A 12,457-nucleotide genomic window follows, 5' to 3' on the forward strand; every position below is an offset into this window, starting at 1 on the left:
ATAAGAAGAAGTAATAGGAAATATTTTAATCTACATATAACACATACCTTATAGATCAAAGTCGGTGACAAACAATGAGCACGAAACCTCATCAATACGAAATGAAAGCTTCTGAATTAGGTTATGTCCTTATTTCTTACAGCCTTGGAGTAGGAATTTTAACGCTTCCAAGAGACTTGGCCTTACGTCTGGATACTTCCGATGGATGGATGACTGTTCTCTTAGCGGGTTTCATTACTCTCTTGTTAGTCTATTTCTGTGTCACTTTGCAAAAACACTTCATCCGTGAAAATGTTTTTGAATACTGCTTAGAGGTTCTGTTAGTAAATGGATCGCTTTTCCGTTAGTTTTTTTGTTCCTCGTGTATTTTATGTTAGTGGCTGCTGTGGTCCTTCGCTATTTTGGTATAGCCTCAAAAATGTATTTGCTTGACCAGACTCCTACTGAAATTCTTGTGATCACCTCCTCTTCCTTTCATCTAGTTAGATGAATTTTCTCATCCTCCTTTATACATACATCAGCCAAAGATGGACAATTTATTACTAAAAGGAGTTGAAGTGTGTGGGAATATTAGGTGGAAATCAATCGACAGAACCATTGCATTGTGGTGAGGTATTTGGCGTGTGGTCCTATTTATCTTCTTTGAAGGGGTTTGTGGCACATTATGAAACCTTGGTCAACCATACGGGGGATGGAGAGCTAGCCAAATTGATCGAGGATTCGTTACAAAGAGTAAAAAAAGAAGAACAGGAAATAGAAGATTTATTAAAAGTAAATGAAGTGTCCCTGCCCCCAACCCCTCCGGGAAGACCGAAGGCAAACATAGAAGAGATCCCGGTAGGAGCTAGGTTTAACGACAACGAAATTGCTGCAATGTTGACAAGGGATGTGGCGATGGGACTTGTAGCTTGCAGTCAAGTCATCGGTCAGTCTACACGAGAAGATATTGCTATGATGTTTAGTCGTTACCACCAAGAGAAAACACAATTAGGCTCAAAGCTTCTACGTTTGGAGAAAGAAAAAGGGTGGCTGGTTTTACCTCCACTTCATACTCAAGCAAATACTCAAGAGGCATAGAAAACTCTATAGTACTTACCAGATTGAAAAAGGAGCTCATGGGTGGAAAGAGCTCCTTTTACATACCCTGCTTGCGTACAAGCCATAGGATCATCCCGAACGGTGGAAATGGTTTTAATTGTAGAAGAGTACTATCTTTTTAGCTCAAGGTCCTGTTACATAAAAACCCCCTTTAAGCATGCTCAAGGGGAAAACGTCTGTTTTATTTTGAGGTTTTACCCAACAATCCGCTTTGATCTTTTCTTTTAAGTTTGGGCATTCACACCTTTAGGTATCTCAGTTTTCTTCTTCTTCTTCACTCGTGAGGCCTTTTTAATCATGTAGGTAGGTTGTTCAACTAACGCACCCTTTACTTTAATAAGAGAAATATCAAATTACTAGCGTAGTTAACTCATCGAGACTATGTATTACTTTTACATCTGCGTGTGTTGTGTTATTTTTTCGATTTAACCATATTCCAACCATTCCCGCATTTTTACTTCCTTTTGCATCAGTTTCAAGTCTATCACCTATATAATAACTCTTATGTACTTGAACATTCGCTTGAACACATGCTTTTTGAAAGATAGTAGGGCTTGGTTTAGCCACTCCTATTTCACTTGAAGTAATAATACAATCAAAAAAATTATGAATCCCTATACTTTTTAATTTTTCTAACTGTTGATTATAATCACCGTTACTAATAATTCCAAGGCGAAATCCTTGTTGGTTTAATCGCTTTAAGCAAGGAATTACGTCGTCATAAGCAGACCAATTTTTTTTATATAAATCCAAATAATTTTCGAAACTGCTGTCTGCTTGTTCGTTGTTTAAATGATGTCCAAACAAGCCTTTAATTCGCATTCTTCTTTGTTCTTGGAAGGATAATTCTTTTGTTAAAAACTTTTCAAAATATTTTATTGAAAGGTTATACCATAAGTCAACAAATTCTGCTTCATTATGTTCTAACTCGTCTCCAAAATTCTTATAAAAATCAATTGCCCCCATTTTTTCTGCTCGGTCATGGTCAAGTAATGTTGCATCTATGTCAAAAAATATCACGATACTACTCTCCCTCTGTTCATTTATGAAATCAAATCATAATTATATTTCTTTTCTTGTTAAACTATCCTCCCCGTTTGTTGAACAAGAATGGACTCAGTGACTTGTTAAAAATATTTTCCCTTTTGTTTTATTAGAAGATTCAACAGCAGCAATTGCCTTTTTGAAATCCGACAAGTCATACCTAGAATCGACCATCATCAAACATAATTTCTTCGCCTCTATTAGCCGTATTATATGATTAAAAGTTTCTTGCCATTTTTTTGCTGAGACATTTTTATTCCAATGCCGTAAATGAAACATATTCGCATTCACTTTTGCTTGATTTACAATTTCTTCCCAATTTACTTGTACCCCTGATAATAGACCGATTGTTAAAAAATATCCATTAGGGCGGACACTAAAAGCCAATTCGTTTCCATCCGAACCTCCAACAGAATCAATGGCAGCATCGGCCCCAATTCCACTTGTTAACTCCATAACGGTTTCATTTAGACGACTTATAGAGGTATCTATCACATTAGAAGCACCGAGATGAAGTAACTCCTCTGTATACTTATTATTTCTAGTCACTGCAATCAATTGAAAACCTAAAATCTTTGATAATTGGGCAAAAATATGCCCAATAGAAGAACCACATGCGTTAACCAATAAAACATCATTTGGTCTTAACTTTAAAATTTCCGTACAAACCACCCACGCTGTAACGGGATTAATATACATTTGTGATGCAGTAAAATCATCAATAGAATCAGGTATATGGACGGCAAATTCTGCTGTTGTTTTAACAAAATCTTGCCATGTACCTTCCCCACGCAAAGGTAAAACCCGTTGACCAATAAGGCTTTTTGTCACTAAAGGACCTACCTCCTCTACAATCCCAACTCCTTCATAACCAGGAATATTAGGTGAAGAAACTCGATGAGAATATGCCCCTCTAATTGGAATTAAATCAGAAGGATTGATAGGACGCGCTCAACATTCGAACAAGCACTTCATTATCTTTTGGTGGTTCAATGGTTTTATATTCAATTTTTAACACATCTTTAGGACTGCCAAATTCGTGAAAATTAATATATTTTGCATCCAAAATAATAAAGGCTCCTTAATATAAATTAGAATTATTTATTATAGCATTTTGACTAAACTGCTCCGATAGTTAAAGAAATCCCATAACGAAAAAGACACCATTTAAATACATGCTCTTAAAGTTAAAGTATATTAATCTTTTCCGAGTTAAATCTTCTGTAAAAAGAACTCCTAGGTACGCTAGTTATCTTACAAATTTCACTTACCGTATGGTTGCTCTCTTTATAAAGCTTCACAGCCAAGCTATGCATTTTATATAAGTTATAGCCTTCGGTGGCCATTGAGAGCCGGATCTGGCTACAATTTTAAAAATCTTTCGGCAAATACAGACCTCTTTGTTTAGCTACTTTATGTATTAATTCTAATTCACTTTTCATGTTATCAGATAAGATTCCTCGCATTATGTTTCTCTTTATTTCATAATACAAACCAGAGAGCAAAACACTTGACGCTTTTTCATATGCAGACATAGGACTCTCCTTTACTATATACAAATTTTATTTATTCTAAATATAATTTGACACAAATATATAAATTATTCAATTATTTCCAACGATGACAATCAAGACTATATTATCGAAAACGTTCGTTTTTGATAACGATCTATCATCCTTAAAAAACTTACTCTATTTTTTGGTTTTTGGCAGATTTTCAGTTTCAAAAGACATATCAAAATCTAAGTTTCAATATATCCTTTATTTACCCTTTTTGATAATATAGTAGTAAGGAAATCAAAAAGGAGTTACAAAAAATGTTATTTGGGTATGCTCGTGTGAGTACAAAAGATCAAAATCTACATATGCAGTTTGATGCGTTAAAAAAATATGGAGTGGAAGAAAAAAATATTTACTCAGAAAAAGTCACTGGTACCAAAAAAGACCGGCCAGCTTTTAATGAAATGCTAAAATATCTTCGTGAAGGAGATACGGTTGTTGTTTACAAACTCGATCGGATAGGTCGAAGTACAAAACACTTAGTGGATCTGATCAATGACTTCCAGGAAAAAGGGGTCAACTTCGTTTCCATAAATGAAAACATCGATACAACGACGGCAATGGGAAAACTAGTATTTACTATTTTCAGTGGACTCGCCCAATTTGAGCGTGACATTATCTCAGAGCGAACGAAGTCAGGGTTAGATGCAGCTAGAGCCAGGGGAAGAAAAGGTGGCAGACCAAAAAAAGACCAATCCAATTTGGAGTTGGCCTTTAAAATGTATGATAGTAAGGAGTACAGTATTCAGGAGATATTGGAGGCAACAGGGATGAGCCGTGCTACTTTTTATCGGTACTTAAATCAAAAAAGTAAATAAACAATGCATCAGGAGGGTATTTGCATAGTTAACTATCCCCAAATGGATTTTTTTACAGATTCACTAACCACTCCCACTAAAATATCTTTAAATCCAGTTGATATTTCTGATCCAGTTTTAGAAAGCAGGCTTTTAAACTTAGTAGTAGCCACTACCGTTCTAGGTCCATCTTTAACTAGATCATCAAGCGATTTTTTTAATTCTTCTTGCTCTTCATCCGTTAAGTCATCCAGTATTTCAGCTAATTCTTTTGCAGCTAATAACTTCTCCTCCGTCCACGGATAAGAACTACCGCATGCATGGCAGTAACTCGGTACATTGTATGATCTTGTTGAAATTACCCCCGGCACACTATAATAACCACGAATATGATTCTGACACTGAATACACTTTGTTATAGTTTTTTCACCACATTGATTACAAAAGTTCGCTCTTAATTCAGGTGATCGGTTGTATCTTGAAGTAATAGTATGCCCATTTAAGCAAATCTGCGCAATATCATGACTTCCACTCAACGTAAGCACTCCCCTTCCCTTATGTATGGTCATTAGCGTTCCTATGTTTTTCTTCATAATCCTTCTCGAACGCTTTAGTTACTTCCGTGTTGTCTAATTTTCCACCTTTAGACTTGTAAACTCTTTTAGTAACTTTTTCCCCGCGCCTCCTATACCTGCAGTGAAATTAGTCTCTTTACCTTGTACTCCAATACTTTTTTCTCCACTCCGCTATAGAATTCTTCAATTTCAACTTCATCTGCAATTTTCTATTCTAGATGCTATAGCTAACTCTTGCGCTGCCCTAGCCTGAGACTCTATAATTTCTACTTTCTATTATTTGTCGTTCTTCTTCGTTTCGTAACTGTTCATCATTTTTCTGCATCCCTGACCTATATACAAAGCATCTTGAAAAGTCTACTGTCACTTCTTCACGAGTGCGTACTATATAACAAAATACACCATCCAACCTATAAAAAGAGTGATACAGTGCTTCTATTCTGCGGTCACTCTTTTTTAATTTGATAGTTCTCTATTTAGTTTCACATATTAATAGATCAATTTAATGTAAAAAGTATTGCCAGTATTTTTTAGCTTGACTTGGGGATTCTAACCAAAAAATAATGGGGCTGTGAGAATCTCTGTATTCTATATAGGTATTTGACTTAATTAAAGATATCCACTTTATTCGTAAGTGGTTTAATCTTTTAAAAATGTTCTCTACTTTCTTAAAATATATTTGTTCTTCTAAAAGTGTAACATCGCTATCAAAAGTGTTAATCCTCCAAAAATGTTCTTTATATTCATCTAAACAATTATAATAATCTTCTAAGAATCCCAATAAACTAATGGTGGAAGAACCAATAGGCTGTTCATTTTTGAGATAGTTTAGTTTGTCCTCAATTTCTTCGAGTAGATTTTGTATTACAAAGTACTCCTCAGTCTTTTCAGTGGCATAACTAATTAAATCATCCTTTGCCAACCTAAAAATATCTATATATTTACTTATGTAAGTACACAACTCATCTCCATAATCCGGTATTTCTTCTTCTGACAACCTTTCAATACGTTTAATGTCATTTAATAGGCGTTTGATATAGTTAAACTCTTTTTCTACTTCTCTATAAATTAAAAGAAAAGGTACAATAAGAGGAGAGACCGGATCCGTAAATATCGGCTCATATTTTAAATGAGCATTTTTAAAAACTCGATCTTCTATTTGTTTAATCTTATCTACATCTTTTACTATAACCCCTGCCTCAAAGTTATCTTTCGAAAAATCAGTTAGATTAGCACTTCCAATATAAAGGGATGATCCATTGCTAATAATCTTTGAGTGATTAACCTCATTATAAAAAAATTGAATGTACGGATTTTTTCTTAAAGACCTTCTTATCAAGTTGGAGACATTTTTTTCTCGATTATTAAAAACAACTATAATTTCATTTATGTATTCAATATCTTTTTTAATCCAACCATCGTAGTTTTTGGGAAGCCCATAATTAAAAGTGGTTAAATACAAATGTTTATTCCTAATAGAAGTTGAAAATATTTCTTCAAAATTGTCTGTTCCTTGTGTAAATACAACTTTGGCATCCTTAATTTCGATTGTAAAGTTGTTTTCATCTTTCATTTCACTAAACATCAAAAATCTCCCTTATCTTTTCAACTTTTGTTAAAGAATATTTTTTTGTTTCCATTCGGCAACTTCCTTTTTAATTATTATAACAGTAAAATAACTTTATAGTTTTCTATAAAAGTAGATTTGATAGTATATTTAATACTAAGTTAACGGTAAAATTAACGCTAATTTTTAATTATAATATTTTAGTTTAGCTCAGTGCTATTATTACTTTGAAATGCTGTGAGTAGCATTTAAACCTCTCTAGAATGAAAATGAACCTTCTTTTAATATATCTTATGTAAACTGGTACCTTTTTTACCAAAATCACATTCTTTTCTATCATTATGAATAATATATGATAACTTACACTTACTTTGCCCTAAAATCCTTAGATTATGCAAAGAATTTTTTGTTTTTTTACAGGGGTTCATCACTACTTCAACCAATTAAATAACTCAAATTCTAATAAAAAGAGCCCTCCTATGAAGGAGAGCTCCTTCCTTTTTATCCAAGAAGTTGAAGTACGGATTGTGGTTGTTGGTTTGCTTGAGCTAGCATGGACTGAGAAGCTTGAGAAAGGATGTTTGCACGAGTCATTTCCATCATCTCAGCAGCCATATCAACGTCACGGATAGGAAATTCCGCAGCTGATAAGTTCTCAGCTGAATTATCGAGGTTAGAGATAGTGTGCTCCAGACGGTTCTGGAATGCACCAAGTTCAGAGCGTTGAGAAGATACTTCTTCGAATCGAATTGGTCGTAGCACGAAGCATTTAGTGGATCTAATCAATGATTTCCAGGAAAAAGGCATTAACTTCGTTTCCATTAATGAAAACATAGATACAACAGCAATGAGAAAACTTGTCCTTACCATGTTTAGTGGACTAGCTCAATTTGAGAGTGATATTATCTCAGAGCGGACAAAGTCCGGGTTGGATGCAGCTAGAACCAGGGGAAGAAAAGGCGGTAGACCAAGAAAAGACCAATCCAAACTGGAATTGGTCGTTAAGGTGTACGGTAGTAAGGAATACAGCATTGAGATATTAGATGCAACAGGGATAAGCAGATCCTTTTACCGGTATTTGGACGGAAATCATTAAAGAATCTTTAATAAATACTCGAATTTTTTAAGGTTAAATGATAATTATGTCTCATCTAACTCATTAACACTAAGATCTATGAGACCTTGCTCACCAGATAAAAATGTGTATTCTGAGTAACTAATATACATTGATGGAGGAGTATTGTCTACTACAATTAACTGAAAATATTCACTTAATTCAACAAAAATCTTATAAATTTCTTCATATACCTCTGGATCATTGATTCTACCTTTTCTATTACGATCTTCTTCATCCATCTCTGACCTTATTGTACCTAAATATTTACTTATTGAGTCGAGTAACAAAAATCCTGGGTGTCCAGCAGCGTAACCTTTGATTTTGCTAGACAATATAGCTGCTACAAAGGAAATTTGCATACATTCTAACAAACCACCACTTTCATGTTCAAACACACTAGCCCCGTCATGATAAGGAATATACTCTTTAAAATCAATGTATGTATGAGTAGTATCATACTTTAATCGTGCCATATAGTCCTTATATTTTTCATTAATCAATTTAAAAATCTTGTGTTTCTCATCTTCACTGGCTTTCAACCCATTTAAATCTTCTTCCAAATTCTCTATCTCAGATTCTAATTCCTCGATAAGCTTGTTTTTCTCTTCTATTTTCCTATGAACCCTGATACATTCATCAATAATTTCTTTTTCACGATTATAACTATTAATTATGCTATTAATACTATCAAGTTGAGAAAGATATGGAACACTTGTTTTCTTTGAAAATTCACCTACCGCATTATCAAGTATTGCTTGTTCCTTACTTAGACTTGCCACTTGAGCATCAATTTTTTCAATTTTATCTATATCTTTTTTAATTAAATTTTGCACTAATTTGGCTTTATTCTTGGTTTCCCTGTGGATTTTATTAAGAATTTTCTCAGTTGGTTTACTTTCGTGATGTATGTGACTTTGTACTGTAGAATGACATAAAGGACATTCAATCCTTTGATTATTTACTACTAACCGATAGTTCATTTCTAGCGTTGCTTCCGTTTCTGATTTCTCTTTCTCATATTCTTGTAATAAGAATTTTTTTGATTCAATAGACAAATGGATATCCTTAATTTGTCTTTTATAATCGAAAATCTGATTTGCTATAGTTGTTAGCCTATTTTTTAATTTAATGTACATCTCGTTCTCTGTACTTTTATGACTGTTATTTTCTTGAATAACTAAAGTTTTTTTGCTTTTTTGTACTGCTATTTCTCTTTTTATCTGATTTTCTTGAGATATTAAAGTAACAAATTCACTAGCTTCTTTATCTTCTAAATAAGAATTTAATCCTGTTATTTCCCTTTTTTTCATCTCTATATTATTTTTTGCAGCGATTAATTGTTCACTTAATTGATCCTTGTCCGCCTCTACCAAGTCAAAGATCATTTCAAAAGCATAAGGGTTCTTATTTTTCTTGAAAGTTACTTTATTATCAAGAAAATCATTAGTACCAAGAGCGTGCTGTTTTATGTAAACATAACGAAAAATGTCTCTAAAGGAAATTGTGTCTAACTGTTGTTCTTTACTATGGGGTTTATATTTAGTACGAATATATTCATTGATGTTAAGTTTCCTCATAATATATTGCATTACTTCTTTGATATCAGAAATCTTAGGGATATATCCATCTATGTCATCAAATTCACAGAAGAAGATACTGATCTTTGATTTATTTTTTTTTAGCAACCTATTTAGAGTGATTACTTCGTCATCTATACTAATTTCGAGAAAAACTTCATCACAGTGTTTAGCTAACTCTTTGTGTACTTTCAAACGAATATGTTCACTTCTACCAAAACAATAATCAATAAGTTGCAGAGTTAAAGATTTTCCAGAAGTTCTATCTCCCCGAATTAAATTGAATCCTTTATTAAACACCAAAGTACGCTTATAACTTGGTCCTAAAAGTATAAGTTTATTTATATTGAGTTTACTCATTTTTTCCCTCCTTTTATTTTATTTTTATTCTCCGTATTGTTATCTACCATTTCGATTACTTCTAAGTACTTATTTATCAACTCTACAAAATATTCAATCTCTAAACTATTCACAAATTCATTTCCTTTTGTTGTTAATCGTGCCCCTAGTTGATCTGTTTTAAATGACACTTTACCCTTGATATCTACGAACTGCAAATTATATAGCTCAAGTAGTAGTTGATTAATATTTTGCTGGTATCTAAAGTACAAATTTCTCGAAACGAATCCTACATCCTCTTCTGCCTCTATTACGTTTAATAAGTTAAAATTAACAATGCTATAATAAAATATAATATCTGGAATTTTATAAAACTTCTTAGGCTTTTTCTGAAAAAAGACGTAGAAAAGACACAATGTGTTCATCAGCTCTAACTGGTTGTTATCGAATATAAGCTCTATTGATGGGGGAACAACGAATTCATCTTTATTGTAACTACTCATTTAATCTTTTCTCCCCCCACCAAATCTTCTTTTTTTCATCATCTGCCAGTAGGTGAATCAACCCTCTATTTTCATTCTTATCTGACATGTCGTCCTCTGTAAAATGTTTAGCATGTCTGCCTAATTCTATATTCTCTAAGGTTTCATGGACGACTTCTACAAACTGTTGACTGTTACCATGTTTCCTAAAGGTATCGATATACCTTTCTTGGAAATGTATTAAAACTTTTCCTAGTAACGTATTAATCACATCAATTGGCATACCATTATTTTTGAGTTCACGAATGTATATTTCTGCAGCAACATAAAAATACGAACTTAACTCAATCAAAGCAGGTTCAACATTTTCAAGTTTTAGTTTCTTATAAAAAAGGTGTTCAACCTTCTCATCGAAGTCAGTAATTTTCGCACCTGGAACCACAGATTTCGTACCAGAGATTTTGTTATCTCCCTTGATACTTTTTTTTTCTGATTGATTCCCATGATTTGATTCTGACAAATGTGCTAATATTTTTCTAATTTCGCCAACGTGAGAAGTTTTCTTAGAGTCGTAGGCAATAGTATTTAGACCAAATTGTTTTTTTAAGTCAGCAACCTTATTAGGCGGAGGGTTATCCAATATAATATAGTGCTGCCCTCTAAAATGCTCTCTGTGATCTTGAATCAACTTTTGTATGAATTGATCTTCAAATGAAAATCCCATAAATAATAATTTCTTATTACTAGTAACTACTTTGAGTAAATTTTCATATTTTTGATCTTGATACAATGCATCATAGCTGCTCTTACTTAGAACGATTGACCCTGGGTTAGAAACATTACCGTGCAAATGTAATACTCTTTGCTTATCAAATAAGTCTTGAGTACTGAAATTAATGTCTCTAAGTTCCATAGGATAGGTACTGCACTTTACATATTTATACAACAGGCCTTCATAATTGGTTGTAAGATACAGGTCGAAATTTAGTTCTGCTATGTCAGTGTAATTATGTAAAGAATCATCTTCTAGCTCACAACACATTCTTTCTTCAATTAATTGGGAGGTCATTGTTTGAATATCTTGATCATCCAAGTTTGCAAAACTTTTCAGTTGATCCACTGCACTCCAGTAATCGTGGCGTTGCAGTAGTATATTTACAGACTCTCCAAGAAAACTTAGTTGACCCTTGGAATATTTTTCAGTTATTGCTTCGATTAACGATTTCCAAGTAGGAACTTGAAATGGTGCTGATAAACCAGCGCCAATAAAGGGAACTACCTTGCCTTCTTTAAAATCTTTTCTTAGATCATGTAAGTTTGCCTCCATAATGTCACCACTCCCCGATTAGCCCTTATGGACTATTTTAGCAAAATTTTCTATATCGTACATTATGTTTTAAAATTTAGTAACTATCCCCAAATACCCTGTACACGGATTACCATTCTTTCATTCGCAAATTTCCAAAATCGTAGCTGACCTACACCTCTTCAAACCTTTATACTTTCTTGTATTAAGAATCGGTATATTTAAGTTTCGTCATAGAAGTTGTTAAGAGTTTTATGATAAATCAACGTTTCTTCGACTATATGATCTTTTGAAACATTTAAATTTTCCCATATTTAGCAAAACTCAAGTTTCAAAAAACATATCAAGAAAAGATATAATTTGTTATAGTAGTCTTTTCATTATTCATTTTAAGGCAAACCGATTTATACTGAAAATGTCTGATATAATAAGACTATTAATTACAGTAAAAAAGAACTCTCAGGAGTGAATATTGTATGGCACAAGTAAAGGTATTAAGTCTGTTTTCAGGAGCAGGCGGTTTAGATATTGGTTTCGTTAAGGCTGGCTTCGATGTTTTATGTAGTATTGAATATGAAGAGAAATTTACGAAGACATTGGAAGCAAATAAGGATACTTTTTTTAAAGAGGACCATCAAATAATATGTGAAGACATAAACAAAGTAACAACTGAGGCTATAAACCAGAAACATTTTGATTTGATAATTGGTGGCCCACCTTGTCAAAGTTTTTCAGCTGCAGGCAGAAGAGCTGGTGGGGTTTATGGTATTTCAGACACGAGAGGTTCCTTATTTGGAGAATTCTGTCGATTTATTGATCACTATAAACCAAAAGGATTTCTCTTTGAGAATGTTAGAGGGTTGTTACAAGCAAACAAAAAAAAAGATTGGGATATTATACGAAACTCATTTCAAGAACTTGGCTATGAAATTCACTTTCGAATATTAGATGCAGCCGATTACGGAGTGCCTCAACATAGAGAACGACTAATAATGG

At 33.3% G+C, this 12,457-nt stretch carries 14 protein-coding genes and 2 pseudogenes; 6 read left to right on the forward strand and 10 right to left on the reverse strand.

Features of this window, described 5'->3' with window-relative positions:
* The first annotated feature begins 74 nt into the window (after positions 1 to 74).
* The 3 genes from ACFPU1_RS16705 (at position 75) to ACFPU1_RS16715 (ending at position 1,077) form a co-directional block, all read left to right on the forward strand.
* Entirely contained in the window at positions 75 to 347 is a 273-nt protein-coding gene (locus tag ACFPU1_RS16705) for a GerAB/ArcD/ProY family transporter (protein ID WP_385943121.1), read from the forward strand.
* Positions 348 to 370: 23 nt separating this feature from the next.
* The gene (locus tag ACFPU1_RS16710) at positions 371 to 490 is read left to right on the forward strand and encodes a hypothetical protein (RefSeq protein ID WP_385943123.1); all 120 of its coding nucleotides are present in this window, start codon (positions 371 to 373) and stop codon (positions 488 to 490) included.
* Positions 491 to 561: 71 nt separating this feature from the next.
* On the forward strand, positions 562 to 1,077 hold the full coding sequence (locus ACFPU1_RS16715) for a DUF3231 family protein (RefSeq protein ID WP_385943125.1): 516 nt from the start codon (positions 562 to 564) through the stop codon (positions 1,075 to 1,077).
* Positions 1,078 to 1,446: 369 nt separating this feature from the next.
* On the opposite strand, the gene ACFPU1_RS16720 is transcribed toward ACFPU1_RS16715, so the two are convergent.
* From ACFPU1_RS16720 to ACFPU1_RS16735, 4 genes and pseudogenes are all read right to left on the reverse strand, one after another.
* Positions 1,447 to 2,118 carry an HAD family hydrolase gene (locus ACFPU1_RS16720; protein WP_385943127.1) on the reverse strand — a complete coding sequence of 224 codons (672 nt, stop codon included), beginning with the start codon at positions 2,116 to 2,118 and terminating at the stop codon, positions 1,447 to 1,449.
* A 96-nt stretch (positions 2,119 to 2,214) separates the two neighbouring features.
* A pseudogene (locus tag ACFPU1_RS16725) lies at positions 2,215 to 3,208 on the reverse strand (zinc-dependent alcohol dehydrogenase family protein).
* A 121-nt stretch (positions 3,209 to 3,329) separates the two neighbouring features.
* Positions 3,330 to 3,488: a helix-turn-helix domain-containing protein gene (locus tag ACFPU1_RS16730; protein ID WP_385943128.1), complete on the reverse strand. Its 159-nt coding sequence runs from the start codon at positions 3,486 to 3,488 to the stop codon at positions 3,330 to 3,332.
* A gap of 24 nt (positions 3,489 to 3,512) precedes the next feature.
* Positions 3,513 to 3,677 carry a hypothetical protein gene (locus ACFPU1_RS16735; RefSeq protein WP_385943130.1) on the reverse strand — a complete coding sequence of 55 codons (165 nt, stop codon included), beginning with the start codon at positions 3,675 to 3,677 and terminating at the stop codon, positions 3,513 to 3,515.
* A gap of 281 nt (positions 3,678 to 3,958) precedes the next feature.
* Here ACFPU1_RS16735 and ACFPU1_RS16740 point away from each other — a divergent pair, with 281 nt between their 5' ends.
* A complete protein-coding gene (locus tag ACFPU1_RS16740; RefSeq protein ID WP_385943132.1) occupies positions 3,959 to 4,519 on the forward strand; it encodes a recombinase family protein in 561 nt (186 codons plus the stop codon).
* A gap of 32 nt (positions 4,520 to 4,551) precedes the next feature.
* Here ACFPU1_RS16740 and ACFPU1_RS16745 read toward each other — a convergent pair whose 3' ends face one another.
* The 3 genes and pseudogenes from ACFPU1_RS16745 to ACFPU1_RS16755 form a co-directional block, all read right to left on the reverse strand.
* The gene (locus tag ACFPU1_RS16745; protein ID WP_385943134.1) at positions 4,552 to 5,034 is read right to left on the reverse strand and encodes a DUF2321 domain-containing protein; all 483 of its coding nucleotides are present in this window, start codon (positions 5,032 to 5,034) and stop codon (positions 4,552 to 4,554) included.
* 541 nt (positions 5,035 to 5,575) lie between these two features.
* A complete protein-coding gene (locus ACFPU1_RS16750; RefSeq protein WP_385943136.1) occupies positions 5,576 to 6,658 on the reverse strand; it encodes a phospholipase D-like domain-containing protein in 1,083 nt (360 codons plus the stop codon).
* 483 nt (positions 6,659 to 7,141) lie between these two features.
* Positions 7,142 to 7,381: pseudogene (locus ACFPU1_RS16755) on the reverse strand (flagellin); the annotation flags it as partial.
* Between the two features lie 31 nt (positions 7,382 to 7,412).
* On the opposite strand from ACFPU1_RS16755, the gene ACFPU1_RS16760 reads away from it, so the two are divergent.
* Positions 7,413 to 7,736, forward strand: a complete 324-nt coding sequence (locus tag ACFPU1_RS16760; RefSeq protein WP_385943138.1) for a recombinase family protein — start codon at positions 7,413 to 7,415, stop codon at positions 7,734 to 7,736.
* A 44-nt stretch (positions 7,737 to 7,780) separates the two neighbouring features.
* Here the strand turns inward: ACFPU1_RS16760 and ACFPU1_RS16765 are convergent, their stop codons facing one another.
* The 3 genes from ACFPU1_RS16765 to ACFPU1_RS16775 are packed head-to-tail and all read right to left on the reverse strand — an operon-like array spanning position 7,781 to position 11,482.
* The gene (locus ACFPU1_RS16765; protein ID WP_385943140.1) at positions 7,781 to 9,694 is read right to left on the reverse strand and encodes a hypothetical protein; all 1,914 of its coding nucleotides are present in this window, start codon (positions 9,692 to 9,694) and stop codon (positions 7,781 to 7,783) included.
* Positions 9,691 to 10,176 carry a hypothetical protein gene (locus ACFPU1_RS16770; RefSeq protein WP_385943141.1) on the reverse strand — a complete coding sequence of 162 codons (486 nt, stop codon included), beginning with the start codon at positions 10,174 to 10,176 and terminating at the stop codon, positions 9,691 to 9,693. The genes ACFPU1_RS16765 and ACFPU1_RS16770 overlap by 4 nt, the downstream gene beginning before the upstream one ends.
* Positions 10,169 to 11,482, reverse strand: coding sequence for an SIR2 family protein (locus tag ACFPU1_RS16775; protein WP_385943143.1), 1,314 nt, complete (start codon positions 11,480 to 11,482; stop codon positions 10,169 to 10,171). The genes ACFPU1_RS16770 and ACFPU1_RS16775 overlap by 8 nt, the downstream gene beginning before the upstream one ends.
* A gap of 455 nt (positions 11,483 to 11,937) precedes the next feature.
* On the opposite strand from ACFPU1_RS16775, the gene ACFPU1_RS16780 reads away from it, so the two are divergent.
* The coding region (locus ACFPU1_RS16780; protein ID WP_385943144.1) for a DNA cytosine methyltransferase at positions 11,938 to 12,457 on the forward strand (520 nt) is incomplete at its 3' end.

It is taken from the genome of Thalassorhabdus alkalitolerans, from assembly GCF_042656525.1.
GTDB lineage: Bacteria > Bacillota > Bacilli > Bacillales > Marinococcaceae > Thalassorhabdus > Thalassorhabdus alkalitolerans.